Origin of the sequence: Citricoccus sp. SGAir0253 (assembly GCF_005877055.1) — a bacterium.
GTDB lineage: Bacteria > Actinomycetota > Actinomycetes > Actinomycetales > Micrococcaceae > Citricoccus.
In genome coordinates this window covers 2,406,306-2,430,347 of record NZ_CP039424.1, presented here as the reverse complement: position 1 = coordinate 2,430,347, position 24,042 = coordinate 2,406,306, and the positions used below count along the sequence as shown (strand labels likewise).

At 74.6% G+C, this 24,042-nt stretch carries 21 protein-coding genes; 14 read left to right on the top strand and 7 right to left on the bottom strand.

Annotation, left to right across the window (positions count from 1 at the left end; genetic code table 11):
* Window positions 1-112 precede the first annotated feature (112 nt).
* From E7744_RS10715 to E7744_RS10690, 6 genes are all read left to right on the top strand, one after another.
* Window positions 113-1,504 carry a glycine--tRNA ligase gene (locus E7744_RS10715; RefSeq protein WP_137774107.1) on the top strand — a complete coding sequence of 464 codons (1,392 nt, stop codon included), beginning with the start codon at window positions 113-115 and terminating at the stop codon, window positions 1,502-1,504.
* Window positions 1,505-1,550: 46 nt separating this feature from the next.
* Window positions 1,551-2,591 (top strand): GNAT family N-acetyltransferase, encoded by a 1,041-nt coding sequence (locus E7744_RS10710; protein ID WP_137774106.1) that lies wholly within the window; start codon window positions 1,551-1,553, stop codon window positions 2,589-2,591.
* Between the two features lie 51 nt (window positions 2,592-2,642).
* Window positions 2,643-3,116, top strand: coding sequence for a PaaI family thioesterase (locus E7744_RS10705; RefSeq protein WP_137774105.1), 474 nt, complete (start codon window positions 2,643-2,645; stop codon window positions 3,114-3,116).
* A gap of 6 nt (window positions 3,117-3,122) precedes the next feature.
* Entirely contained in the window at window positions 3,123-4,457 is a 1,335-nt protein-coding gene (locus E7744_RS10700) for a YibE/F family protein (protein WP_137774104.1), read from the top strand.
* A 112-nt stretch (window positions 4,458-4,569) separates the two neighbouring features.
* The gene (locus E7744_RS10695) at window positions 4,570-5,145 is read left to right on the top strand and encodes a cation transporter (RefSeq protein ID WP_246858404.1); all 576 of its coding nucleotides are present in this window, start codon (window positions 4,570-4,572) and stop codon (window positions 5,143-5,145) included.
* Window positions 5,138-5,428 (top strand): hypothetical protein, encoded by a 291-nt coding sequence (locus E7744_RS10690; protein WP_137774102.1) that lies wholly within the window; start codon window positions 5,138-5,140, stop codon window positions 5,426-5,428. Before E7744_RS10695 ends, E7744_RS10690 begins: the two co-directional genes overlap by 8 nt.
* A gap of 34 nt (window positions 5,429-5,462) precedes the next feature.
* On the opposite strand, the gene E7744_RS10685 is transcribed toward E7744_RS10690, so the two are convergent.
* Window positions 5,463-6,632, bottom strand: coding sequence for a hypothetical protein (locus E7744_RS10685; RefSeq protein WP_137774101.1), 1,170 nt, complete (start codon window positions 6,630-6,632; stop codon window positions 5,463-5,465).
* 9 nt (window positions 6,633-6,641) lie between these two features.
* Window positions 6,642-7,685: an LLM class flavin-dependent oxidoreductase gene (locus E7744_RS10680; protein WP_137774100.1), complete on the bottom strand. Its 1,044-nt coding sequence runs from the start codon at window positions 7,683-7,685 to the stop codon at window positions 6,642-6,644.
* A gap of 170 nt (window positions 7,686-7,855) precedes the next feature.
* On the opposite strand from E7744_RS10680, the gene dusB reads away from it, so the two are divergent.
* Window positions 7,856-9,064: a tRNA dihydrouridine synthase DusB gene (gene dusB / locus E7744_RS10670; protein ID WP_137774098.1), complete on the top strand. Its 1,209-nt coding sequence runs from the start codon at window positions 7,856-7,858 to the stop codon at window positions 9,062-9,064.
* Window positions 9,057-10,448, top strand: a complete 1,392-nt coding sequence (locus tag E7744_RS10665; RefSeq protein ID WP_137774097.1) for a deoxyguanosinetriphosphate triphosphohydrolase — start codon at window positions 9,057-9,059, stop codon at window positions 10,446-10,448. Before dusB ends, E7744_RS10665 begins: the two co-directional genes overlap by 8 nt.
* Window positions 10,449-10,455: 7 nt before the next feature.
* On the opposite strand, the gene E7744_RS10660 is transcribed toward E7744_RS10665, so the two are convergent.
* The gene (locus tag E7744_RS10660) at window positions 10,456-11,103 is read right to left on the bottom strand and encodes a DNA alkylation repair protein (RefSeq protein ID WP_371415403.1); all 648 of its coding nucleotides are present in this window, start codon (window positions 11,101-11,103) and stop codon (window positions 10,456-10,458) included.
* Window positions 11,104-11,182: 79 nt separating this feature from the next.
* Window positions 11,183-12,154, bottom strand: a complete 972-nt coding sequence (locus E7744_RS10655; protein WP_137774095.1) for an NAD-dependent deacylase — start codon at window positions 12,152-12,154, stop codon at window positions 11,183-11,185.
* A gap of 287 nt (window positions 12,155-12,441) precedes the next feature.
* On the opposite strand from E7744_RS10655, the gene E7744_RS10650 reads away from it, so the two are divergent.
* Window positions 12,442-13,836 carry an aromatic acid/H+ symport family MFS transporter gene (locus E7744_RS10650; protein WP_137774094.1) on the top strand — a complete coding sequence of 465 codons (1,395 nt, stop codon included), beginning with the start codon at window positions 12,442-12,444 and terminating at the stop codon, window positions 13,834-13,836.
* A 94-nt stretch (window positions 13,837-13,930) separates the two neighbouring features.
* On the top strand, window positions 13,931-15,907 hold the full coding sequence (gene dnaG / locus E7744_RS10645; RefSeq protein ID WP_137774093.1) for a DNA primase: 1,977 nt from the start codon (window positions 13,931-13,933) through the stop codon (window positions 15,905-15,907).
* A 4-nt stretch (window positions 15,908-15,911) separates the two neighbouring features.
* Here the strand turns inward: dnaG and E7744_RS10640 are convergent, their stop codons facing one another.
* Complete coding sequence (locus tag E7744_RS10640) at window positions 15,912-16,712, bottom strand: PepSY domain-containing protein (RefSeq protein ID WP_137774092.1); 801 nt, start codon at window positions 16,710-16,712, stop codon at window positions 15,912-15,914.
* 98 nt (window positions 16,713-16,810) lie between these two features.
* Window positions 16,811-17,944, bottom strand: a complete 1,134-nt coding sequence (locus E7744_RS10635) for a hypothetical protein (RefSeq protein ID WP_137774091.1) — start codon at window positions 17,942-17,944, stop codon at window positions 16,811-16,813.
* Window positions 17,945-18,280: 336 nt separating this feature from the next.
* Here E7744_RS10635 and aroQ point away from each other — a divergent pair, with 336 nt between their 5' ends.
* A complete protein-coding gene (gene aroQ, locus E7744_RS10630) occupies window positions 18,281-18,739 on the top strand; it encodes a type II 3-dehydroquinate dehydratase (RefSeq protein ID WP_137774090.1) in 459 nt (152 codons plus the stop codon).
* 91 nt (window positions 18,740-18,830) lie between these two features.
* Here aroQ and E7744_RS10625 read toward each other — a convergent pair whose 3' ends face one another.
* Window positions 18,831-20,249, bottom strand: a complete 1,419-nt coding sequence (locus E7744_RS10625) for an MFS transporter (RefSeq protein ID WP_137774089.1) — start codon at window positions 20,247-20,249, stop codon at window positions 18,831-18,833.
* A 122-nt stretch (window positions 20,250-20,371) separates the two neighbouring features.
* Between E7744_RS10625 and E7744_RS10620 the strand changes: the two genes are divergently transcribed.
* Genes E7744_RS10620 through E7744_RS10610 form a run of 3 tightly spaced genes read left to right on the top strand, consistent with a single transcriptional unit; the run spans window position 20,372 to window position 23,989 of the window.
* Window positions 20,372-21,130, top strand: coding sequence for an IclR family transcriptional regulator (locus E7744_RS10620; RefSeq protein WP_137774088.1), 759 nt, complete (start codon window positions 20,372-20,374; stop codon window positions 21,128-21,130).
* Window positions 21,131-21,182: 52 nt separating this feature from the next.
* Window positions 21,183-22,091, top strand: a complete 909-nt coding sequence (locus E7744_RS10615) for a shikimate dehydrogenase (protein ID WP_137774087.1) — start codon at window positions 21,183-21,185, stop codon at window positions 22,089-22,091.
* The gene (locus E7744_RS10610) at window positions 22,088-23,989 is read left to right on the top strand and encodes a sugar phosphate isomerase/epimerase and 4-hydroxyphenylpyruvate domain-containing protein (protein WP_305764205.1); all 1,902 of its coding nucleotides are present in this window, start codon (window positions 22,088-22,090) and stop codon (window positions 23,987-23,989) included. The genes E7744_RS10615 and E7744_RS10610 overlap by 4 nt, the downstream gene beginning before the upstream one ends.
* The last annotated feature ends 53 nt before the right edge of the window (window positions 23,990-24,042 follow it).

Below are 24,042 nucleotides of genomic sequence, written 5' to 3'. Positions count from 1 at the left end.
CGGGCGGGACCGGGCCCTAGACTGGGCCGGTAGACAATCCCCGAGTACGCCCGCGCCAGTGCGCGGACCGCCGCCCAGCGGCCGAAGCAACAGACACGGATGTGATGCCCCCATGGCCCCCAAGTCCACCCTCGACGCGGTCATCTCCCTCGCGAAGCGCCGCGGCTTCGTGTTCCAGGCCGGCGAGATCTACGGCGGTTCGAGGTCGGCGTGGGACTACGGGCCGCTCGGGGTGGAGCTGAAGGACAACATCAAGACCCAGTGGTGGAACACCTTCGTGCGCGGGCGCGAGGACATGGTGGGGCTGGACTCCTCCATCATCCTGCCGCGCGCCGTGTGGCAGGCCTCCGGCCACGTGGACACCTTCACGGACCCGCTGGTGGAGTGCACCTCGTGCCACCACCGCCACCGCCAGGACCACCTCATCGAGGCCTTCGAGGCCAAGAAGGGCCGCAGGCCCGAGGGCGGGGCGGACGGCATGGAGGAGGTCGTCTGCCCGGACTGCGGCACCCGCGGGGCGTGGACGGAGCCGCAGACCTTCTCCGGGCTGATGAAGACCTTCCTGGGCCCCGTGGACAACGAGGAGGGGCTGCACTACCTGCGCCCCGAGACGGCCCAGGGCATCTTCGTGAACTTCCTCAACGTGGTCGGCGCCGCCCGCCGCAAGCCCCCGTTCGGCATCGGGCAGATCGGCAAGGCCTTCCGCAACGAGATCACCCCGGGCAACTTCATCTTCCGCACGCGCGAGTTCGAGCAGATGGAGATCGAGTACTTCACCCACCCGGACGAGGCGGGCCGGTACTTCGACTCCTGGGTCGAGGCGTGCTGGGAGTGGTTCACGGACCTGGGCATCAAGCCCGAGAACATGCGCCGCTTCGACGTCCCCGAGGACGAGCGGGCCCACTACTCGGACGGCACGATCGACATCGAGTACCGCTTCGGCTTCCAGGGCTCGGAGTGGGGCGAGCTGATGGGCATCGCCAACCGCACCGACTTCGACCTGGCCTCGCACACCGAGGCCTCCGGCACGAAGCTGCAGTACTTCGACCAGGCCACGGGCGAGCGGTACACCCCGTACGTGATCGAGCCCAGCTTCGGCCTGACCCGCTCGATGATGGCCTTCCTCGTGGACGCCTACCGCGAGGAGGAGGCGCCCAACGCCAAGGGCGGCATGGACGTGCGCACGGTGCTGGGCCTGGACCCGCGGCTGGCCCCGGTCAAGGCCGCCGTGCTCCCGCTGTCCCGCAAGGAGGAGCTCGTGCCGACCGCCAAGCGGCTGGCGGACGAGCTGCGCGGGGTGTGGAACATCGACTACGACGACGCCGGCGCGATCGGCCGCCGCTACCGCCGCCAGGACGAGATCGGCACGCCGTACTGCATCACCGTGGACTTCGACTCCCTCGAGGACCAGGCCGTGACCATCCGCGAGCGGGACACCATGGCCCAGGAGCGCGTGGGCCTGGACCAGGTCCGCGGCTGGCTGTTCGAGCGGCTCTCCCGCTAGCCCGCCCGCACCGAGACCGCACGCCAGCACCCGAGAGAGGACACCCATGACGGCTCCCGACGCCGGCCGGCAGCTGCCGCCGGGCCTCGCCCTGCGGCCGTGGGCCGAGGGTGACGACCTGCGCCTGCTCGAGGTCTGGGGCGACCCGGCCGACCCCCAGCAGCACCAGGACCGCGCCATGCTGCGGCCCTCGAGCGCCGGCCCGGCGGCCGGGCGGGAGGCCGGGCCCTGGGCGCGCTGCCTCGTGGCCGAGGACGAGGGCGTGCCCGTCGCGGCGGCCGTCGTCTACGCCTCCTCGGTGCACCCGCAGCGGCTCTGGTGCTACGCCGAGACCGCCCGGGGACTGCGCCGCCGGGGCATCGCCACCGCGCTGCTCGAGGCCCTGCGCGCCGAGGTGCGCTCCGCCCGGGAGGCCGGGGAGATCGGCACCGCCGAGCTCAAGGCGCGCTTCGCCGTCGTGCCCGGTGCCGGGGACGACGCCGGGGACGGCGGCGACGACGGCCCCGGCGAGGGCACCGCGGGGACCGAGGCGTTCCTGGCGGGGCAGGGCTTCGCGCCGCTGCAGCGCTCCCGGCGCGTCGCCGTCGGGCCCGGGGTGATCACCCCGCCGGAGCTGGACGGGACGGGCGTGACCGTGGAGGACCTGGCCACCGGGTCCGTGGAGCTCACGCAGGCCGTCGCGGCCTTCTACGAGGCCACGCACGGCTGGGACCCGGCGGTGATGACGGTCGGCCGGGCCCAGCAGCTGCTGCTCGGGCCCGCGACCGGGGCCTCCGGCGCCGTGGTGCTGCGACCCCGGCCGAAGGCGGAGGGCGGTCTCGTGCACGCCTTCGCGATCTCCTACACCCCCGAGCGCACGGACGACCCCACGGACGTGCTGCTCGGCTGGAACCCGGAGCTGGCCCCGGCGGACGCCCAGTTCGCGGTCGGGGCGCTGCTGTCCCTGCTGACCACGCAGTACCCCGTGCAGGTCGAGGTGGACGAGGCGATGGACGCGCTGGCGCCGATCCTGGACCAGCTCGTGGCCACCGGCCACGCCCGGGTGCTGCTGGACACCCGCATCTGGGCCACGGACGCCGCGCGGTAGCGGGCCCGGGACGACGACGGACGCGGCACGGACGCGAGGAAGGACAGGACCATGGAGCAGGCGACGGACCCGGTGGCGGACCCGGTGGCGGGCGAGGCCGGCGGCCGCTCGGCGGAGGCGCGGCTGCGCGCCCAGCGCGCCGCCGCGATCCTGGCGGTGGACACGCCCGTGACGGACCAGGGCATCACCTTCGTGGACGGTGACGCCTCCGGCTGCCGGATGCGGATGACCGTGCGCCCCCGGCAGTGCAACTCGCACGGGATCTGCCACGGCGGGATCACCATGCTGCTCGCGGACACGGCGGCGGCCTACGCCCTGAACACGGGCGAGGAGACCCCGCGCTGGGTCACCTCGCACTCCTCCTCGTCCCTGCTGGCCCCCGGCCGCGAGGGCGAGGAGCTCACGGCGACCGCGGTGGTCGGCAGCGGCGGGGGGTCCACCCGGATCGTCGACGTCACGCTGGCCGAGCCGGACGGCACCGTGGTGCTGGAGATGCGCAACGTCATGGTCCGCCTGCGCGGCTGATCCGCCATGGCCCTCACGGACGAGCACGCCGGCCACGGGCACGGCCTCGAGGCCGGCCCCGCCGCCGACGACGCCCTCACCGGTCCCGGCGGCGCCCCCCGCCGCCGGGTGGTCCTGGTGCTGGCCGCGATCCTCGTGCCGGTCACCGTGCTGCTCGTGGCCGCCATGGCCGCCCTGTGGCCTTCGGGCGCCCACCGGGAGATGACCCTGGCGGACCCCTACGGGACCTCCTCGGGCGTGAGCCTGTTCTCCGGGACGGTCACCGCCGTCGAGCCCCGGGACTGCGGACCGCAGGCCGGCACCCTCGAGACCCCCGGCGGTGCCGTGGTGGGCCGGGACGCAGCCGCCGGGCAGGCGTGCGTGGACGCCATCGTGGACCCCGACGGCGGCGGCACCGACCGCGCGCGCGTCGCCATCCCCCCGGAGGTGGGGGCCTCCCTGGACGTGGAGCCGGGGGACCGGCTGCGCGCCCTGGACCTCACGGCACTGCCGGGCGGGACCGGCGGGCAGTCCGCCGACCACGTGTTCGTGGACTTCGAGCGCACGGTCCCCGTGGCCGCGCTCGCGCTGCTGTACGCGCTCGTGGTGGTGCTGGTCGCGCGCTGGCGGGGGCTGCGGGCCATCCTCGGGCTCGGCCTGGCCTTCGCCGTCCTGTTCTGGTTCATGGTCCCCGCGCTGTTCGAGGGTGGGCCGCCGCTGTGGATCGGGCTCGTCGGCTGCAGCCTCATCATGGTGGTGGTGCTGTACTTCGCCCACGGGTTCTCGCTGCGCACCACCACGGCGCTGCTCGGCACGCTCATCGGCCTGGGCCTGACCGCGCTGCTCGCCCTGTGGGGCACGGACGCCGCCTACCTCACCGGCATGGGGGACGAGTACTCGTACGTGCTGGCCTCCGTGGCGCCGGAGGTCCGGCTCAGCGGGATCGTGCTGTGCGGCCTGCTCGTGGCCGGGCTCGGGGTGCTCAACGACGTCACCATCACCCAGTCCTCGGCCGTCTGGGAACTGCAGGCCGCCGACCCGCGGGCCTCCGCCCGGGACCTCTTCGCGGCCGGCATGCGCATCGGCCGCGACCACATCGCCTCCACCGTGTACACGATCGCCTTCGCCTCCGCCGGCGCGGCCCTGCCGCTGCTGATGGTCGTCTCCCTGTACGACCGCTCCCTCGCCGACACGCTGCTGTCCGGCGAGCTCGTCGAGGAGGTGGTGCGGATCCTCGTGGGCTCGATCGGGCTCGTGCTCGCCATCCCGGTCACCACGGCGATCGCGGTGACCGTGGCCAAGACGGTGCAGGCGGGGTCCGGGCCGCGCCCCGCCGCCGCGGGGGAGGACCGCCATCGCTGACGCCGGGGGCGGGACCGCGGGGCCGGGCGGGAGCCGGGGGACCGACGGGGGCGCGAACGGGCACCCCGCCGCGGACGGCGGCCGCGCGCGGTCCCTGCGCCGGGCCGTCCTGGTGGTCGCGCTGCTGAACCTGGGCTACCTGGGCGTGGAGATGGCGGTGGCCGTGGCCATCGGCTCGGTCTCGCTGTTCGCCGACTCGGTGGACTTCTTCGAGGACTTCGCCATCAACGTCCTCATCGTGGTGGCGCTGGGCTGGTCGATGCGCGGCCAGGCCCGCGCCGGGAAGGCGCTGGCGGCGATCATCCTGCTGCCGGCCCTGGCCGCCGCGTGGACCGCCGTCGTCAAGGCGGGCGATCCCGAGGCTCCGGACCCGGTGGCCCTCGTGGTGACCGCCGGGGGCGCGCTCGTGGTGAACCTGGCCTGCACGCTCGTCCTGCGGCGGTTCCGCCACGGCAGCGGCTCGCTGACGGCCGGGGCGTTCCTGTCCGCCCGCAATGACGTGCTGGTCAACGCGGCGATCATCCTCATGGGGCTGCTCACCGCCTGGACCGGCTCCGGGTGGCCGGACCTCGTGCTCGGCGTGGTGATCATCGTGCTCAACGTGGGCGCCGCCCAGGAGGTCTGGGAGACCGCCACCGAGGAGCACCTCGCGGCCCGCGCGCTCGCCGGGGACCTCGACGATGACTGATCCGGGGCCGGCGGACCCGGCGGGTCCGGAGGAGGGGCCGGGGCCGGAGGGGCCGGGGGAGGACCAGCAGGGCTGGGCCCGCTACCACCCGGCCTACCTCGTGCTGCTGTCCTTCATGGCCCTCTCCGGGGTGGCCCGGCTCGTGGTCGCGATCGCCGGCGGGCTGGGCTGGGTGGCGGTGGGGGCCTCGGCCCTCGTAGTGGCCATGCTGGTGGCCGGGGTGGTCTGGCAGGTCCGGCTGATGCGGCGCGAGGAGCGCCGGCGCCGGCCGCCGGGCCGCTGAGACCGCACGGCCGGGGCCGCGCCGGCCCGGGGCGTCAGCGCCGGTAGGTACTGGGCCAGCGGGTGCGCAGGCGGTGGATGCGCCCGTCGGGCGCCCGCTGGAGCCGGCCGGTGACGAGCGCCTCGTCCAGGCCCTCCCGGAGCCGGTGGTCCAGCCGCGAGGCCGGCCGGGGGATGAAGGCGCCCCCGGGCACGGCGTCCTCGATCGCCCGCCGGACCCCCTCGGGCAGGGCCTGCACCCCGCGGGCGATGCCCTCGTTGAGCCCCCGGGCGATCCCGTCCCCGAGGCCGGGGGCGGTGGCCAGCGCCTCGCGGGCCTCGGCGAGCAGGTCCTCGTCGGCCAGGCCGCGGCCCTCCGCCAGCAGCGACCACAGGAGGTTGGCGATCTCGACCGGCGGGGCGTCGTCGAGGGACAGCTCCGCGCCGCGGCCGAAGAGGCGGTGGACGCCCCAGTGCTCCACCACGGTGGAGGCGGGCCACAGGAACCCGTGCCGGTCCGTGGTGTACCGGCCGGTGGCCACCAGCCGGTCGAGCGCCCGCTGCGCCCGGTGGGCGGCGCCCGGCCCCTCGGCGCGCTCGCGCAGGGCCTTGGCCGCCCGGTCCCGGCGCAGGGGGTAGGCGCAGTCCAGGAAGGCCTTGACGCTGCGGTCCGCGTCCCGCGGGTGCAGCGAGCCGAGCCGCGGCAGCACGGCCGGCCGGCCCCAGCGCGGGTCGAGCAGGAACTGGTGGTGGGGGACCGCCAGGACGCCCGGCGCGCTCCACCCGGCCGAGCGCACCGCCCGGTCGGCGTCCCGGTAGGCGTCCTCCACGCGCTCGACCAGCAGTTCGAGGGCCGCCAGGTCCTGCTCCGTCGGGGCGAGCCGCGCGGCGGTGTCCGCCGTGGCGTCCCGGCCGCGCCGGCCCGGGGCCGGCGCCACCGCCCGCTCCAGCTCGGCCCGGTCCCGCACGGCGCGCGTGAGCGAGCCGGAGAACCCGCGGACCACGGGGCTGGACCGGTCCAGCCAGCCCGGGGCGGCCAGGGCCTGCCCCGGATCGCGGTCGTACCGCTCGGCGGCCAGGGTGACGCGGTCGAACCGGCCCTCCAGTTCGCGCCAGCGGTCCCGCCGCGCCTCGAGCCCGCGCCGCCGGGCGGTGGCGAGGCCGGCCCAGCCGGCGAGTACCGCCACCACGGCCAGCACCATGACGAGGACGATCCAGGTCTCCATCCCCTCAGGCTAGCGACCCGGCGGCGCCTGCCAGCCCAGCGACCGGGCCAGGGCCACCCACTGCGCGAACAGGTGCGCGTTGTACTCCACCCCCAGCTGGTTCGGGTTGGCCAGCAGCACCCAGTCCGCGGCCTGCACGGCCTCGTCCGCCCGGAGCAGGTCCGCCACCTCGTCCGGGGTGCCGGAGTAGGTCGGGCCGCCGCGCGCCCGGCCGCCCTCCAGGTGCCCGGAGGAGTCGGAGCGCTCGCGCCGGCCGCCGAAGTAGTGGTCGTCCTCGGCGGAGACGATGGGGAAGACGGAGCGCGTGACGGCGGCCAGCCCGCCCGTGGTGTGCCCGGACTCCGCGTAGGCGGTGCGGTACTGCGCGATCTGGTCCGCCTGCTGGACGTGGAAGGGCCGGCCGTCGTCCTGCAGCAGCAGCGTGGAGGACAGCAGGTGGTAGCCCTGCCGGGCCGCCCGCACGCCCGAGGCGACGGTGCCGGAGCCCCACCAGATGCGGTGGTCCAGCCCCGGCGACTGGGGCTGGACGCTGAGCATCTCCTGCCCCGGCGGGGCCCAGCCGGAGTTGGGATCGGCGTGGGCCAGGGGCGTGCCGGAGATCGCCCGGCGGAACCGCTCGCCGCGCTCCTGCGCGACGGCGGCCCACGTCCGTCCGGGCTCCAGGTCGTAGCCGAACTGGTGCTGGCCGTCCCGCGCCGCCTCCGGCGAGCCGCGGGAGATGCCCAGCTGCAGCCGGCCGCCGGAGATGAGGTCCGCCGTCGCCGCCTCCTCGGCCATGTACAGCGGGTTCTCGTAGCGCAGGTCGATCACGCCCGTGCCGAGCTGGATGGTGCTCGTGGCCTGGCCCATGGCCGCCAGCAGCGGGAAGGGGGCGGAGATCATGTGCTGGAAGTGGTGGGACCGGACCCAGGCGCCGTCCATGCCGGCCTCCTCCGCGGCCACCGCCATCTCGATCGTCTGGGTCAGCGTCGCGGCGGGGTCCGGGGTGTGGGAGCCGGGCGCGCTGCTCCAGTGCCCGAAGTTCAGGAACCCGATCTTCTTCCGTGCGGTCATGCTGGCCATAACACCCCAGTCACCGGCGTTCTTCCACCCCTCGCCCGCCTCCCGCCCGCCGGGCCTCCACCCGGCCTCCCGGCCGTGCTCCCACCCGCCCTCCCGCGCGGTTCGCCCGGTCCCGGCGGGCGCCGCCGCGGCCGCGGCCCGACTCTGGGATAATGGGTGGAATGACCGCCGTGACCGATGCCTCCCAGCGCACCCCCGCCACGGCCCCGGCGCCGGAGCGGCTGAACCTGCCCGCCCTGCACCTGGGCCCGCTGACCATCGACGTGCCCGTGGTGCTGGCCCCGATGGCCGGCATCACCAACAACGCCTTCCGCCGCCTGTGCCGCGAGTACGGCGGCGGGCTCTACGTCTCCGAGATGGTCACGGCCCGCGCCCTCGTGGAGCGCCGGCCCGAGTCGCTGCGGATCATCCACCACGACCCGGACGAGACCCCACGCTCGGTGCAGGTGTACTCGGTGGACCCGGTGACCACCGCCCAGGCCGTGCGCATGCTGGTGGAGGAGGACCGCGCGGACCACGTGGACCTGAACTTCGGCTGCCCCGTGCCCAAGGTGACCAAGCGCGGCGGCGGCTCGGCGCTGCCGTGGAAGTCCGAGCTGTTCGCCTCGATCGTCGGCGCCGCCGTGCGGGAGGCGTCGAGGAAGGACGTCCCGGTCACCGTGAAGATGCGCCGCGGCATCGACGAGGACCACCTGACCTACCTGGACGCCGGCCGCACCGCCCGGGACCTCGGCGTCGCCGCCGTCGCCCTGCACGGGCGGACCATGGAGCAGCACTACTCCGGCACGGCCGACTGGGACTCCATCGCGCGGCTGCGCGAGGCGCTGCCGGACATCCCGGTGCTCGGCAACGGGGACATCTGGAGCGCCGAGGACGCCATCGCGATGGTCCGCCACACCGGGGTCGACGGCGTCGTCGTCGGCCGCGGCTGCCAGGGCCGGCCCTGGCTGTTCGGGGACCTGCAGAACGCCTTCGAGGGCTCCGACGAGCGGTTCCGGCCCGGCCTGGCGAAGGTCGCGGACACCTTCTACCGGCACGCCGAGCTGCTCGTGGACACCTTCGGCGGGGACGAGGACAAGGCCCTGCGGGACATCCGCAAGCACGTGGCCTGGTACTTCAAGGGCTACCAGGTCGGCGGCGAGCTGCGCGCCCGGCTGGCCCAGGTCCCGGACCTGGCCACGCTGCGCGCCCTGCTGGACGAGCTGGACCCCACCGCGCCGTACCCCGGCCCCGACGCCGAGGGCCCGCGCGGGCGCGCCGGCTCGCCCAAGCGCCCGCACCTGCCGGACGGCTGGCTGGACTCGCGCGAGCTCGACGCCGAGCAGAAGGCGCTGATCGCGGCCGCCGAGCTGGACGTCTCCGGTGGCTGAGCCGGCGTCGGGCGCGGCGGGCGGGACCCGGCCGGCCCGGCCGCTCTGGCACCGCCAGGAGGTGCTCTTCGGACCGGAGGGCCGACCGCCCTACGCCGGCCGGCCGGCCGCCCTGCCGGGGTACTCCGCGTGGGACCGCGAGCGGTGGCTGCCGGAGCCGCCGAAGAACTCCTACCGCTCGGACTTCGAGCGGGACCGCGCCCGGATCCTGCACTCCTCGGCCCTGCGCCGGCTGGGCGCGAAGACGCAGGTCGTGGCCCCGGACGAGGACGACTTCGCCCGCACCCGGCTGACCCACTCCCTCGAGGTGGCCCAGGTCGGCCGCGAACTGGGCCGGTCCCTGGGCTGCGACCCGGACGTGGTGGACGCCGCGTGCCTGTCCCACGACCTCGGCCACCCGCCCTTCGGGCACAACGGCGAGCGCGCGCTGGACGCGCTGAGCCAGGACATCGGCGGCTTCGAGGGCAATGCCCAGACCCTGCGCCTGCTGGCCCGGCTGGAGACCAAGAAGTCCTTCCCGGACGGGACCTCGGCCGGGCTGAACCTCACCCGTGCCTCGCTGGACGCCGCGTGCAAGTACCCGTGGGCCCGCGAGGACGCCCCCGTGCGCGCGGACGGCACCCGCAGCCGCAAGTTCGGCGTCTACGCGGACGACCTGGCCGTGTTCACGTGGTTCCGCACCGGGATCGCCGGCACCCGCAAGTCGATGGAGGCCCAGGTCATGGACCTGGCGGACGACATCTCCTACTCGGTCCACGACGTCGAGGACGGGATCGTCAACGGGCAGTTCCAGCTGCACTGGCTGCGGGACCCGGCCCAGCGCGCCCACGTCGTGGAGTGCACGCGCCAGTGGTACCTGCCGGAGACCGGGACCGAGGAGATCGAGGCCGCCCTCGCGCGGCTGGAGGCCACCCGCGTGTGGGTCGGCGAGGCGGACGGCACCCGGCGCTCGCGGGCCGCCCTGAAGGACATGACCAGCCAGCTCATCGGCCGGTTCTCCACCGCGGCGTTCGACGCCACGCGCGAGGTCTTCGGCAACGACCCGCTCACCCGGCACGGCGCGGACGTGGTGGTCCCGGCGGAGACCGAGACGGAGATCGCCACGATGAAGGGCATCGCCGCCGCCTACGTCATGGGCTCCGAGGCGCGCCAGCCGCTGTACGCCCGCCAGCGCGAGCTGCTGACCGAGCTCGTCGAGCTGCTCGCCGCGACCGGGGACCGCTACCTGGACCCCATGTTCGCCGGGGACTGGCGCGAGGCGGGCGACGACCGGGCCCGGCGCCGCGTGGTCATCGACCAGGTGGCCTCCCTCACCGACTCCACCGCCCTGGAGTGGCACGCCACCCTGGTGCGGGGCGAGCGGTTCCCCCGCACCTGGTTCTGAGCAGTCCTCAGGCGGAGTCCTCCTGCCGGCGGACGATCTCGGCGATCCACGCCGGCGCGTACGGCGAGGTGCAGCCCGGAGGCGTGGGGTAGTCCTTGAGCACCCCGAGGCGCTCGCCGATCCCGACGGCCCGGGCCCGCAGGGCAGGGTGGTGGATGCCGATCGTGGCCAGAGCCGTGTTCATCGCCCACTGCAGCCGGTCCGGGGCGCGGAGCATCCGCGCCTCGATGACGTCCAGCAGGCCGGGCAGGTCGAGCCCCTCGGGCGTCTTCTGCACGCGCTCGCTCGTCAGCGCCCACCCGGCGGCCGTGACCACCGGGTCGTCGTCGGCCAGCCAGGCCACGCGCAGCTCCTCGGCGTGTGGGGACCTCTTCACCACGTAGTTCACGAGCCAGTCCTGGACCTTCGGGGCGCGGGACTGGCGCAGCATGGCGTCGAGGGCGCCGGCGTCGAACTGCCGCGGCCGGCACACGAGCAGGGCCAGCAGCCGGGCGGCGGTGTCCCCGGTGTCCCACAGCTCCACGGCGAGCCCCGGCTGGGCCCGCAGGCGCTTGGCGATCGCCCGCAGCCTCGAGAGGTTCACGCCGTGGTCGTCGCCGTGGCGCTCGTTGACGGCGCGCATCCTCGGGTCCTCGAGCGCGGCGAGCTCCGCCATCACCTCGGGCAATGACGCGGCGGCGGGGGTGGGGGAGGGAGACGGGGAGTCCCGGGGGGACGGTGCCATGGACGCCATCCTAGGACCCGGCGAGGACGTGGCCAGGCTCCGGAATGGACCCGGCGAGGACCGGCAGCACGGCCGCGGCGGTGCCCCGCACGTGCACGGTCGCGGCGGTCGAGAACTCGGTCACCTCGGGATTGACCTCGACGACGGCGGCGCCGGCCCCGAGCGCCACGTACGGCAGGGTGGCGGCCGGCTGGACGGTGGCCGAGGTGCCCACGACCACCGCGAGGTCGCACCGCTCGAGCGCCGCGTACGTCTCGTCGAGGGCCCGGCGGGGGAGCATCTCGCCGAACCACACGATGCCCGGCCGCAGCAGCCCGGTCCCGCAGGCGGGGCACGCCGGCGGGGGGACGCGCAGCACCCGCTCGAGATCGGCCTCGCTGCCCGGCGCCGGGCCGCCGTCCGCCTCCCCGGCGTCCCCGGTGCTGTCGGTGCCGTCGGCGGTGTCCCGGTCGAGCTCGGCGGGTGCCCCGCAGTCCGCGCACCGGTAGTCGAAGAGGGACCCGTGCAGGTGGGCGAGGACCGCGGTCCCGGCGCGCTCGTGCAGGTCGTCCACGTTCTGGGTGGCGACCGCGAGCGAGCCTCCCTCGCCGCCACCGTCCGCCCCGCCGCCACCGCCCGCCCCGCCGGCGCCGCCGGCCAGCGCCCGCTGCCACCGCGCGATCGCCCGGTGGCCGGCGTTCGGCGCGCAGGACCGCACCAGCCGGGCCCGCCACCGGTACCAGGCCCACACGAGCGCCGGGTCGGCGTACCAGGCGTCCTCGCTGGCCAGCTCCTCCGGGCTGAAGCGCTCCCACAGTCCCGTCCGGGCCTCACGGAACGTCGGGACGCCCGACTCCGCGCTCATCCCGGCGCCGCTCAGCACCACCACACGCCGCGCGGCACGGGCCAGCGCCGCTGCCTCCGCGAGGCCGGGCGGCGCCGCGGCCGGGTCCGCGGGCGGGGTCACGGGCCGGTCGTCCGGTGCGGGGAGGTGCTCCATCATGCGTCACTGTAGCGGCCGGCGTCGGGCGCCGGAACGGCCGGCACCGGGCTTCCCCCGGCTCTCACCGGCGCCCACGGGGCGTGACGGGGAGGGCTCGCGGGCGTGGCCGGCGTCGCTCCCGCCTGTGAGGGGCGCGACAAACCATTCGTATACGTACGGTAGGATGGACCACCGTCCTGTGAGCGCCGTCATGGCCCCCCGTGACGCACGCGGCCCCGCCGCGCCCGCGCTCCCACCACCGTCACCGACCGCCGACCCGCCCTCCGACGGGTCCCCCTGGAGGTTCCATGTCCACGACCACCACCGCCCCGGGCCGCACCGGCCGCCCGGTGCTCCGCGGCCGCGCCTGGGTGGCGCCGCTGTGCTGGTTCGCCGTCTTCCTCGACGGCTTCGACGCCGTCGTGCTCGGCGCCATCATGCCCATGCTCACGTCCGACCCGGACATGGGGATCGACAACGCCACCGGCACCGTGATCGCCACGGCCGGGCTCGTCGGCATGATGATCGGCGCCCTGGGCATGGGCTGGCTCACCGACCGGTTCGGCCGCCGCCGGCTGCTCATCGGCGCGGTGATCGCGTTCTCGGTGCTGACCTTCGTCACCGGCTTCGCGCAGGACGCCTTCACCATCGGCCTGCTGCGCTTCCTGGCCGGCGTCGGACTCGGCGGCTGCCTGCCCACCGGCATCTCGATGGTCACCGAGTTCGCCGGCCACCGGAAGGGCTCCAACGCCACCACGCTGATGATGACCGGCTACCACGTCGGCGCCGTGGCCACCGCGCTGCTGGCCATCTGGGCCGCCGCCAACACGGTCACCGGCTGGCGCGAGATGTTCTTCCTCGGCGGGATGCCCGCGCTCGTGCTGGTGCCGCTGATGTGGCGCTTCCTGCCCGAGTCCCCGGACTTCCTGCTGTCCAAGGGGCGGGTCGAGGAGGCCCGGACCGTGGCCGCGCACTACGGCGTCGAGGTGGACGAGGAGCCGGAGCGCGCCTTCGCGGACGCCTCGCCGGAGTCGGCCGACGCGCCGAGGCAGGGCGCCGCCCTGCTGCTGTCCGGCGCGTACCGCCGCAACACCGTCTTCATGTGGCTGGCCTCCTTCATGGGCCTGCTGCTCGTCTACGGCCTGAACACCTGGCTGCCGCAGATCATGCGCGCTGCGGACTACGACCTCGGCAACGCGCTGGGCTTCCTCGTGGTGCTCAACGCCGGCGCCGTGGCCGGCCTGCTCATCGCCGGTCGCGTGGGCGACGCCATCACCCCGCGCAACGCCGGCATCCTGTGGTTCATCGGCTCCGCGCTGCTGCTGGCCGCCCTGGCGATCAAGCTGCCGCTGCTGGGCATCTACGCGATGATCTTCATCACCGGCTGCTTCGTGTTCTCCGCGCAGAACCTCGTCTACGCGTTCGCCGCCACGAACTACCCGCCGAAGGTGCGCGGCACCGCCCTGGGCATGGCCGCCGGCGTGGGCCGCCTCGGCGCCATCTCCGGTCCCATCATGGGCGGCACCCTCGTGGCCGCGGGGATCGCCTACCCGTGGGGCTTCTTCGGTTTCGCCCTCGCGGGCGCCCTCGGCGGCGTGGCCATGTCCGGGATGCGGACCGTGCGCCGCGGCCGCCGCTCGGCCGCCCGTCCCGACGCCGGCCCGGTCGCCGACCAGCGCGAGCGCACCACCGCGGGCGCCTAGCCTCCCGCACTCCACGACGGACCGGTCCGGGGATGTCCTCCGGGGGCCGGTCCGTCGCCGTCCCGGCGTCCTGGCCCCGGACTAGACTGGGTCCATGGCAGGTCTGATCAAGCGCGAGGACATCGATCGTGTCCGCGAGCGCACGGACCTCAAGGAGATCGTCGACTCCTTCGTCACCCTGCGCGGCGCCGGCGTGGGGTCCTACAAGGGACTCTGCCCGTTCCACGACGAGCGCAGCCCCTCGTTCCACGTCCGCCCCTCGGTGGGGACGTACCACTGCTTCGGCTGCGGGGAGTCCGGGGACGTCATCAGCTTCCTGATGAAGATGGAGCACACCACCTTCGCCGAGACCGTCGAACGGCTCGCGGCCAAGGCCGGCATCGAGCTCCACTACGAGGACGGCGGGACCGGGCCGGACCGCGAGCAGGTGGGCCGGCGCCAGCGGCTGCTCGAGGCCAACAAGGTGGCGGACGAGTTCTTCCGCGACCAGCTGCGCACCCCCGCCGCCGCCACGGGCCAGCAGTTCCTCGCCGGCCGCGGCTTCACCGCCGAGCACGCCGAGCAGTTCGGGGTCGGCTACGCCCCCCAGGGCTGGGACAACCTGCTCGGCCACCTGCGCCGCAAGGGCTTCCGGGACGACGAGCTGCGGCTGACCGGCCTGTTCTCCGAGGGCCAGCGCGGCATCTACGACCGGTTCCGCGGCCGGCTGGTGTGGCCCATCCGGGACATGACCGGGGCCACCATCGGCTTCGGGGCGCGCAAGCTGTTCGAGGACGACCCCGGGCCCAAGTACCTCAACACCCCGGAGACCCAGCTCTACAAGAAGTCCCAGGTGCTCTACGGGATCGACCTCGCCAAGCGCAACGTCGCGCGCCAACGCCGGCTCGTGGTGGTGGAGGGCTACACGGACGTCATGGCCGCCCACCTGTCCGGGGTGGACACCGCCGTGGCCACGTGCGGCACCGCCTTCGGCGCCGAGCACGTCAAGATCGCCCGCCGCCTGATCTCGGACGACGGCACGGGCGGGGAGATCATCTTCACCTTCGACGGCGACGCGGCGGGACAGAAGGCCGCCCTGCGGGCGTTCGAGGAGGACAGCAAGTTCCTGGCCCGGACCTACGTGGCCGTGGAGCCCTCCGGCATGGACCCGTGCGACCTGCGCCAGGAGCGCGGTCCGGAGGCCGTCGTGGCGCTCATCGAGTCCCGCCGGCCGCTGTTCGAGTTCGCCATCCGGGCCGGGCTGAAGAACTTCGACCTCGACACCGTCGAGGGACGCGCGGGGGCCCTGCGCCACGCCGCGCCCATCGTGGCCGGGATCCGCGACGCCGTCGTGCGCCCCGGCTACGAGCGGGAACTGGCGGGCTGGCTGGGCCTGGACCAGGGAACCGTCCACCAGGCGGTGCAGCGCGCGCAGCGGTCGCCGGCGTCCGCGTCCCCGGGTGCGGCCCGCCAGCGGGAGCACCCCGAGCGGTCCGACCGACGGGCGCCCGCGACGGACCGGGGCCCGGCCCCCTCGGCCCCGGGGGCGGCCCCGGGGGCGGCCCCCGGACGGGCGGGGGAGGAGGCCGCCGTCGGCGTCGCCGAGCGGCCGGCCTTCCAGCGCCCGGACCCGCGGGACCCCGCCGCGCGGATGGAGCGGGAGGCCCTCGAGGTGGTGCTGCAGCAGCCGACGCTGCTCTCGGCCGAGCAGTGGCAGGCGTTCTACGCGGCCGCCTTCACGGTGCCGGCGTTCACGGCCGTGCACGCCGCGACCCGGGCCGCCGGCATGGCCGGGGCCACCCCCGCCCAGTGGGTGGACCGCGTGCGGCAGGAGGCGCCGGCCGAGCTCGCACCGCTAGTCGGGGAGCTGGCGGTGACGCCGCTGCCCGCCCGCACCGAGGAGGACCTCATCCGGTACTGCCGGGACATCATGAACCGGCTGTTCGAGCTGCAGATCACCCACCAGAAGGCGGAGCTGCTCGGTCGCCTGCAGCGGATGGGCCCCGCGGGTGACCCGGCGGAGTTCGCGGCCCTGAACCGCCAGCTGCTGGACCTGGAGATGAAGCGCCGGTCGCTGCGGGCCCGCGACTGACCGGTCAGCCCCCGGGGCGGACCTCTCCGGTGGCGGCGTCCACGAGCACCTCGTCACCGGCGCCGCCCTGCCCGTCGTCCAGCTCGACCTTCCAGGACAGCGCGCCGTCCTCCTCGTCGAGCTCCATCTCGTCCACGGACTGCCCGTCGCGGCCCCGCAGGGCGGCCTCGGCGGCCTGCTCGGCGGTGACCGTCACCTCCCGGGCGGCCCGCACGTCCTCCTCGTCGTCGCCCCGGTCGTCGGTCTCGCGGACGGTGCCGTCGGTGCCGACGGCGAGGTCCAGCACGGTGGATCCCTCCACCGCCTCGATCTCGTAGGCGGCGCCCTCGTCGTCCCGGTCCACGGACACGACGACCGCGTCCGGGCGCTCCTCGGAGAGCGCCCCGAGGGCGGCCAGGACCGGGTCGTCGCCGGCGGCGGCGGACGTCGAGGCACCCGGCTCAGCGGTGGCGGGGGCGCCGGAGGCCGTGGCGTCATCGGTGGCGTCACCGGTGCCGTCATCGGTGCTGCCCGTCGTCTCGCCCGGGCCCGCTCCGCCCGTGGCGCCCCCGGTGCCCTCGGTGCCGGCATCGTCGGGGGAATCCTCCGTGGCACCGTCCGTGGCGGCGTCCGAGCCGGTCGCCGGCGCGGAGGACGCCTCGGGGGTGGTACTGGCGGTCGCGGCCCCGCTCGTGGCGTCGGCCGGGGTGTCATCGGTCCCGGGTCCCGCCGTCGTGCACCCGGTCAGCAGGGCGAGGGCGAGGGCCCCGGTGCCGGTGATGAGCAGGGGCCCGCGGGCCGGTCGGGGAGTGGCCTGGTGCGTCATGGTGCCTCCACGGTCTGGGTCGGGTGTGGGAGGCCGATGATAGGCAGACGGGCACCGCCGCGGGAACGTCCCCGCCGCGGTGCCCGTCCCCTGGCCGCTCAGGGCTGTGCGCGGCGGACCAGGCGCGTGGCGGTCCGGGCGAGCATGAGCACCAGCAGCAGGATGCCCACGTAGCCGTTGACCACGTAGACGATGTTGACCATCTGGGAGAACGGCACCGCCAGGCCGATCACGGTCCCCACGGCCGCCAGGGCGAGCACGAGGTACTTGTAGCGGCGCGTGCGGTCCGGGTAGAAGCGCGAGGCCACCGTCCACAGCAGCGGGATGGCCGTGGTGTAGATGCCGGCCAGGATCATGACCGAGATGCCCGAGGCCAGGACCGGGCTGACGTCCCCGGCCAGGACGAGCATGGGGATCTCGGTGCCGTTGACGCGGGCGATGGTGGCCAGCAGGCCCAGGCCGACGACGATGCAGGCCAGGGAGAAGGCGAGGCCGCCCACCGCGCCGCCGGTCGCGGCCTCGCGCCGGTTGCGGGCCGTGGCGCCCAGGGCCGTGAGGAAGGCGGCCAGCCACAGCATGCAGAAGCCCACGTAGGACAGGGCGGACATGAACCAGTTGTCCGCGGCCCGGGTCAGCTCCAGCGTGGGCAGCAGGGAGTGGCCCTCGGCGATGCCGCCGGGGTTCTGGACGATCCCCACGACGCCCAGGCCCACGGCGACCAGGACGATCAGCGGACCGATCTTGCCGATGACGTCCACGAGGCTGCCCAGGCCGAACCACACCGTGATGCCGACCGCGACGGCCAGGCCGATGCCGCCGATGAGCGGGGAGAGCCCGTAGTGCTCCTCGAAGACGGCCCCGGCGCCGGCAACCATGACGGTGAAGCTCAGGAAGACGAACAGGACCGAGAAGTAGTCGTAGAACGTGCCGAGGTACTTCCCGCCGTAGTAGTGGAAGATCCGCGACGGGCGGTCGAAGCGCCGGGCCTGGCCCACCACGAGGAACTCGACGCACACGTAGGTGATCAGCGCGAGGACCACGAGGCCGGTGCCGAAGACGCCCCAGTAGCCGTACGAGGCGAAGTACTGCAGGATCTCCTGGCCGGTGGCGAAGCCGGAGCCGATGAGGAAGGCGATGATGGCGCCGGCGTAGGTGAGGACGCGGAGGGGGCTGGCCTTCTCGGTGGAGAACAGCTGGTCCTTGGTGCGGGTGACGGGTGGCGACGGGGTCATGGATGCTCCGGGGGTGCGGGGACGGGGAGACCGCTGTCCGACAACTGATCGCAAACTGATTGCAGACTGATTGCAGACTGACAGCGAACTGATATATCAACGGTCTGGACTGTAGTGCAGCGATGTGACCCGGGCGACGGTTTCGTGCTCAACCATTGGCCCCGGCGGGCCGCCGTGTCTGCCCACGTCCGGCCGTCGTGCGGGGGGAGAATGGGCGGTGGAGCCGCCGCCCATCCCTGTCCGGCCGATCCCGCCCCCGTTTCCCGTTCCTGCTCCCCGTTCCTGCTCCCGTTTCTGATCCCTGTTCCGATCCCTGTCTCGATCCCTGGAGGACCCATGGCCCCGACCGCCGCCCTGCCCGTCTTCGTGCTCAACGGCCCGAACCTCAACCTGCTCGGCCAGCGGGAGCCGGAGAAGTACGGCAGCACCTCCCTCGAGGAGGTCCGCCGGATGTGCGAGGGGGTCGCCGAGGGGCTCGGCCTGGCGGTCGACTTCCGCCAGTCCAACCACGAGGGCACGCTCGTGGACTGGATCCAGGAGGCCCGCACCGCGGCCAGCGGCATCATCCTCAACCCCGCCGGCTACACCACGACCTCCGTGGCCATCCTCGACGCGCTCCTGGCCGCCGAGCGCCCGGTCGTCGAGGTCCACGTCACGAACATCCACCAGCGCGAGGAGTTCCGGCAGCACTCCTACGTCTCCAAGGCCGCCCGCGCCGTCATCGCGGGCGCCGGCGTGCAGGGCTACGACCTCGCGCTGCAGCACATGGCCCGCCTGGTGGCCGGGGCCCGGTAGGACCCTGCCCCCCGCGCACGACGACGGCGCCCGCGGTGGTCGCGGGCGCCGTCGTCGTCGGTGGGGGTGGCCCCGGCCGGGGCCGGGGGGCTCAGCGGGAGGCGCTGGAGGAGAAGTCCGAGCCGGCCGGCCGGTCGAGGCGGGCGAGCTCGGCCGCCTCCGTGCGGGAGGTGTGCAGCTCGTCGATGCCGGCCAGGGTGAGGGCCTTGGTCTCCCGGGCCGTCAGGGCGGCGGCGATCGCGATGAGGCAGGCGGCGCTGACCACGAGGGCCACCGCCACCCAGTTGGTGCCCTCGGGGCCGGCCACGGCCGAGGCGACGATGGGGGTCAGGCCGCCGGAGACCGCGAAGCCGATCTGCGTGCCCATGGCCAGGCCGGTGACGCGCACGCGGGTGGGGAACATCTCCGCATAGAACGAGGGCCAGATGCCGTTGGCGAGGGAGTAGAGGCAGCCGGACAGGATGGCGCCGAACAGGAAGATCAGCACCCAGTTCCCGGCGGCGACGGCCGCGAGGTAGGGGTACATCATCACGGCCGGTCCCACCACGCCGGCGATGAACACCGGCTTGCGCCCGATGCGGTCCGCGAGGATGGCGGCCAGCGGGATGACCACGAGCGCGACGGCGTTGGCCAGCACGGCGACCCACAGCATGGTGGGCCGGTCCAGGCCCACCACGGAGGTGGCGAAGGACAGGGACCACACGAGGAACACCACGTTCACGGTGTTGACCATGGCGGCGCAGGCGATCCGGGCCACGGCGGCCTTGTGGTACCGCACCATCAGGGCCAGCGGCGTGGCCGGCCGCTCGCCGGGCAGCTCGGCACGGGCCTGCTCGAACGCCGGCGGCTCCTCCAGGCGGCGGCGGATGACCCACGCGACGACGACCACGACGGCGGAGAGCCAGAACGGCACGCGCCAGCCCCACGAGAACAGCTGCTCCTCGCTGAGGAGGAGGGTGAAGGGGATGAAGACGGCGGTGGCGAGCAGGGTGCCGAACTGGGTGCCCTGCAGCGTCCAGCTCGTGGTGAACGCCCGGCGGTGCTCCTCGGAGTGCTCGAGGGACACCGAGATGGCACTGGCCTGCTCGCCGGAGGCGGACAGGCCCTGGATCACGCGGCACAGCACGAGCAGGGCCGGCGCGAGCATCCCCGCCTGGTCGTAGGTGGGCAGGCAGCCCACGGCGAAGGTCGCCCCGCCGATCATGAACAGCGTGAGCATCAGCACGAACTTCCGGCCCAGCCGGTCGCCCAGCGGGCCGATGACCAGGGCGCCGAGGGGGCGCACCACGTAGGCGACGCCCACGGTGGCCATGGACAGCAGGATCGCCACGCCCGGGGAGGCGTCCTCGGGGAAGAACAGGTGGTTCAGGACCAGCGCCGCGGCGGTGCCGTAGACGGCGAAGTCGTAGTACTCCAGGGCCGAGCCGATCCAGCTGGCCAGGGCCGCCTTCCGCGGCGTCTTGCCGTGGGTGGCGACGGGCGCGCCGGCGCCCGGGGAAGCGTGTGACATGACGGTGTCCTTGGGTGAGGGGATGCGGGGGAGTCGTCCTACTCTCGAATAATGGGAGCAACTCCTGTATGCTAGGAATAGATCATGGCGCACATCACAACCCCAGTCAAGGAGGCGGCATCATGGCGACGACCGGAGGCGGGACCGTGGGCAAGGCCCTGGAGCTGCTGACCCTGGTGGGGGAGTTCCCCGCGGGCGGCACGGCGGCGCAGGTCGCCCAGCGGGTGGACTATCCCTTCAGCACCGTCCACCGGCTGCTGACCACGCTGGTGGAGACGGAGTTCCTCTCCTATGACCCGCGGGACCGGCGCTACTCCCTGGGCCTGCCCGTCTTCCAGCTCGGCCAGCAGGTGGCCTACCACCGCGGGTTCACCGGGACGGTCCACGCCGTCCTGCAGGAGCTCACCGAGCGCACCGGGGAGAGCTCGGTGCTCTCCGTGCTGGACCGGGGCCGCGCCCTGACCGTGCACACCGTGGACGGCCCCCAGTTCCGCACCACCACGGACCCCGGGGACCACAGCCCCCTGCACACGAGCGCCAACGGCAAGGTCCTCCTGGCCTTCTCGGACCCGGAGACGGCCGAGCGGCTGCTGCGCTCCGTGGACCTGGTGCCCCGGACGGAGCACTCGATCACGGACCGCGAGGTGCTCGCCCGCCAGCTCGCCGAGGCGCGGGCCCAGGGCTGGGCCGGCCAGTCCGAGGAGAACGACGTCGGCATGGCCGCCATCGCCGTGCCGGTCCAGGCCCCCTCCCGGGGCCTCATCGGCGCCCTCGCCCTGGCCGCGCCGCTGTTCCGGTGCGACCTCGAGGGCCTGCGGGAACACCTGCCCGCGCTGCGCGCGGCCGCCCACCAGCTGTCCATCCAGCTTCCCCAGGGCTAGCGGGACCCTCCCCGCGCCCCGGGCACCACCAGACCATCCAGAAGGAGCACGCATGAGTACCACCGGAGAGTCCTATCTCGTCGGGTTGATCGGGGAGGGGATCGCGGCGTCCCTGACCCCGCCGATGCACGAGCGGGAGGGGGCCGAACAGGGGCTGCTGTACCTGTACCGCCCCGTGGACGTGGCCGCCCTCGGCCTGTCCGGGGACGAGGCGCAGGCCGAGGCGCCGCGGCTGCTGGAGTACGGCCGCCGGCTCGGGTTCAACGCCTTCAACGTCACCCACCCGTTCAAGCAGACGATCATGGCCCACCTGGACCGGGTGGACGAGGACGCGGCGAGCCTGGGGGCCGTCAACACGGTGGTGTTCACGGCCGACGGGCAGGCGGTGGGACGCAACACGGACTTCTCCGGGTACCTCTCCGGCCTGCGCCGGGCGCTGCCCGGGGCGGACCTGTCCCGCGTGGTCCAGCTCGGGGCCGGCGGGGCCGGCTCCGCGATCGCCTACGGGCTGCTGCGGGCCGGGGCGGCCGAGCTCGTGCTCATCGACCTGGACGCGGACCGCGCCGCGGCCCGGGCGGCGGACCTGCAGGCCCGCTTCCCCGGGCAGCGTGTCACCTCCCGGCCGCACGCCGAGCTGCCGCAGGCCCTGGCGGCGGCCACCGGCTTCGCGCACTGCACCCCGGTGGGGATGCACCTGCACCCGGGGATCCCCGTGGACCCGGAGTGGCTGCACCCCGGGCTGTGGGTCTCGGACGTGGTCTACCTGCCCGTGGACACCGAGCTCGTGGTGGCCGCCCGGGAGCGCGGCTGCGCGGTGGTGGACGGCGGGACCATGGCCGTGGGCCAGGCCGTGGACGCGTTCTCGCTCATCACCGGCCGGCCCGCCGACGCCGAGCGGATGCGCCGCCACTTCCTGCAACTGGTCCCCGGTCCGCAGGACCGGACGGGGGCCCGGGCATGACCGCGCGCGCCGGGGCCGGGGAGCGGCCGCTGCGCGAGGACGGCACCCTGCGCACCTCGATCGCCACCGTGTGCCTGGCCGGGACGCTCGAGGAGAAGATGCGGGCCGCCGCCGGCGCGGGCTTCGACGGCATCGAGCTGTTCGAGCCGGACCTCGTGGCCTCCCCGCTGTCCCCCGAGCAGGTGGCGGAGCTGGCCGCGGAGCTGGGGCTGTCCCTGGACCTGTACCAGCCCTTCCGGGACCTCGAGGGCGTGACCGAGGAGGTCTTCGCGGACAACCTGCGCCGGCTCGAGGCCAAGTTCCGGCTCATGCGGCGGATGGGCATGGACCTGGTCCTCGTGTGCTCCAATGCGGGCACCGCCACCGAGTGGGAGGACGGGGTCGCGGTGGACCAGTTGCGCCGGGCCGCGGACCTGGCCGCCGGGTACGGCATCCGCATCGCCTACGAGGCGCTGGCCTGGGGCCGGTTCGTCAGCACGTACGAGCACGCGTGGGCCCTCGTGGAGCAGGCCGACCGTGCGAACCTCGGCGTGTGCCTGGACTCGTTCCACATCCTCTCCCGCCACGGGGACGTCACCGGCTTCCGCTCCATCCCCGGGGAGAAGGTCTTCTTCGTGCAGCTGGCGGACGCACCCCACCTGCTGCTGGACCTGCTGTCCTGGTCCCGCCACCACCGCACGTTCCCGGGGGAGGGATCCTTCGACCTCGTGGGCTTCCACCGGGAGCTGCTGGCCACCGGCTACGCCGGCCCGCTCTCGCTCGAGGTGTTCAGCGACGTCTACCGCCAGACCGACACCCCGCGCACCGCGCTGGCCGCCATGCGGTCCCTGCGGTGGCTGCAGGAGGCGGCCGCCGCCGCGGACGGGCAGGGGCCCGCGGCGGGCCGGCCGCGCGGATGGGACTACGCCGAGGTGCGCGCCGCCGAGCCGCAGGACGTGGCCGAGGTCCTCACCGCGCTGGGCTTCGCCGACCGCGGCCGGCACCGCACCAAGGACGTCCGCCTGTTCGCCGCCGGGGACGCGCGCGTGGTGGTCAACGCCGCGCCGGGCCCGCGGGGCGAGGACGGCTCGGAGATCGTGGGCGTGGGGCTGCAGGTCCCGGACCCGAGGGCCACCACGGACCGGGCCCGGGCGCTGGGCTACCCCGTGGCGTGGCGCTCGAACCGGGCGGACGAGGTGGTCCTGCGCGGCGTCACCGCCCCGGACGGGTCCGAGTTCTTCGTCGCCCCGGTGCCCGGGCCCGGCGCCGAGCCGGCCTGGACGGCCGAGTTCGGCCCGGCCGCCGAGGCGCCGGGTGGGGCGTCGGGCGCCGAGGACTCCCTGCTGCTGGGCGTGGACCACGTGAACCTGGCCCAGCCGTGGCAGTGGTTCGACGAGGGGGTGCTGTTCCACCGGGCGCTGTTCGGGCTCACCGCGCGGGCGAACACGGAGGTCGCCTCACCGCAGGGGCTCGTGCGCTCGCAGGTGATGGAGACCGACGACGGCGCGGTGCGCCTGGCGCTCAACATGCTCCCCCAGGTGCTCGAGGGGCGGGACGCCGGGCGGGGACGCGCCGACTACCCCGAGCACGTGGCCTTCCGGTCCTCGGACGTCGTGGAGGTCGCGCGCCGCGCCCGGGCGGCCGGCCTGCGCTTCCTGCCGGTGCCGGCGAACTACTACGAGGACCTCCAGGCGCGCTTCGGGCTCGAGGACCGCGAGCTCGGGCTGCTGCGGGAGCACGACCTGATGTACGACCGGGACGAGGCCGGGGAGTTCCTGCACTTCTACACCCGCACCATCGGCAGCGTGTTCTTCGAGGTGGTGGAGCGCCGTGGCGGCTACCGGGGCTTCGGGGCCCACGGCGCCCCCGTGCGCCTGGCGGCCCAGTACGACCTCGACCGCCGGCTCGACCACCGGTAGCGGCGCGGCGGTCCGTGCGTGCGGTGCGTGCGTGCGGACCTCGCGGACGGACC

Bases quoted from the DNA above. Each gene is read 5' to 3' on its own strand.
- dusB (WP_137774098.1), top strand. From the start codon at position 7,856: ATGACCGCCGTGACCGATGCCTCCCAGCGCACCCCCGCCACGGCCCCG.
- dnaG (WP_137774093.1), top strand. From the start codon at position 13,931: ATGGCAGGTCTGATCAAGCGCGAGGACATCGATCGTGTCCGCGAGCGC.
- E7744_RS10710 (WP_137774106.1), top strand. From the start codon at position 1,551: ATGACGGCTCCCGACGCCGGCCGGCAGCTGCCGCCGGGCCTCGCCCTG.
- aroQ (WP_137774090.1), top strand. From the start codon at position 18,281: ATGGCCCCGACCGCCGCCCTGCCCGTCTTCGTGCTCAACGGCCCGAAC.
- E7744_RS10625 (WP_137774089.1), bottom strand. From the start codon at position 20,249: ATGTCACACGCTTCCCCGGGCGCCGGCGCGCCCGTCGCCACCCACGGC.
- E7744_RS10680 (WP_137774100.1), bottom strand. From the start codon at position 7,685: ATGACCGCACGGAAGAAGATCGGGTTCCTGAACTTCGGGCACTGGAGC.
- E7744_RS10640 (WP_137774092.1), bottom strand. From the start codon at position 16,712: ATGACGCACCAGGCCACTCCCCGACCGGCCCGCGGGCCCCTGCTCATC.
- E7744_RS10610 (WP_305764205.1), top strand. From the start codon at position 22,088: ATGACCGCGCGCGCCGGGGCCGGGGAGCGGCCGCTGCGCGAGGACGGC.
- E7744_RS10700 (WP_137774104.1), top strand. From the start codon at position 3,123: ATGGCCCTCACGGACGAGCACGCCGGCCACGGGCACGGCCTCGAGGCC.
- E7744_RS10690 (WP_137774102.1), top strand. From the start codon at position 5,138: ATGACTGATCCGGGGCCGGCGGACCCGGCGGGTCCGGAGGAGGGGCCG.
- E7744_RS10620 (WP_137774088.1), top strand. From the start codon at position 20,372: ATGGCGACGACCGGAGGCGGGACCGTGGGCAAGGCCCTGGAGCTGCTG.
- E7744_RS10660 (WP_371415403.1), bottom strand. From the start codon at position 11,103: ATGGCGGAGCTCGCCGCGCTCGAGGACCCGAGGATGCGCGCCGTCAAC.
- E7744_RS10615 (WP_137774087.1), top strand. From the start codon at position 21,183: ATGAGTACCACCGGAGAGTCCTATCTCGTCGGGTTGATCGGGGAGGGG.
- E7744_RS10655 (WP_137774095.1), bottom strand. From the start codon at position 12,154: ATGATGGAGCACCTCCCCGCACCGGACGACCGGCCCGTGACCCCGCCC.
- E7744_RS10715 (WP_137774107.1), top strand. From the start codon at position 113: ATGGCCCCCAAGTCCACCCTCGACGCGGTCATCTCCCTCGCGAAGCGC.
- E7744_RS10685 (WP_137774101.1), bottom strand. From the start codon at position 6,632: ATGGAGACCTGGATCGTCCTCGTCATGGTGCTGGCCGTGGTGGCGGTA.
- E7744_RS10705 (WP_137774105.1), top strand. From the start codon at position 2,643: ATGGAGCAGGCGACGGACCCGGTGGCGGACCCGGTGGCGGGCGAGGCC.
- E7744_RS10635 (WP_137774091.1), bottom strand. From the start codon at position 17,944: ATGACCCCGTCGCCACCCGTCACCCGCACCAAGGACCAGCTGTTCTCC.
- E7744_RS10650 (WP_137774094.1), top strand. From the start codon at position 12,442: ATGTCCACGACCACCACCGCCCCGGGCCGCACCGGCCGCCCGGTGCTC.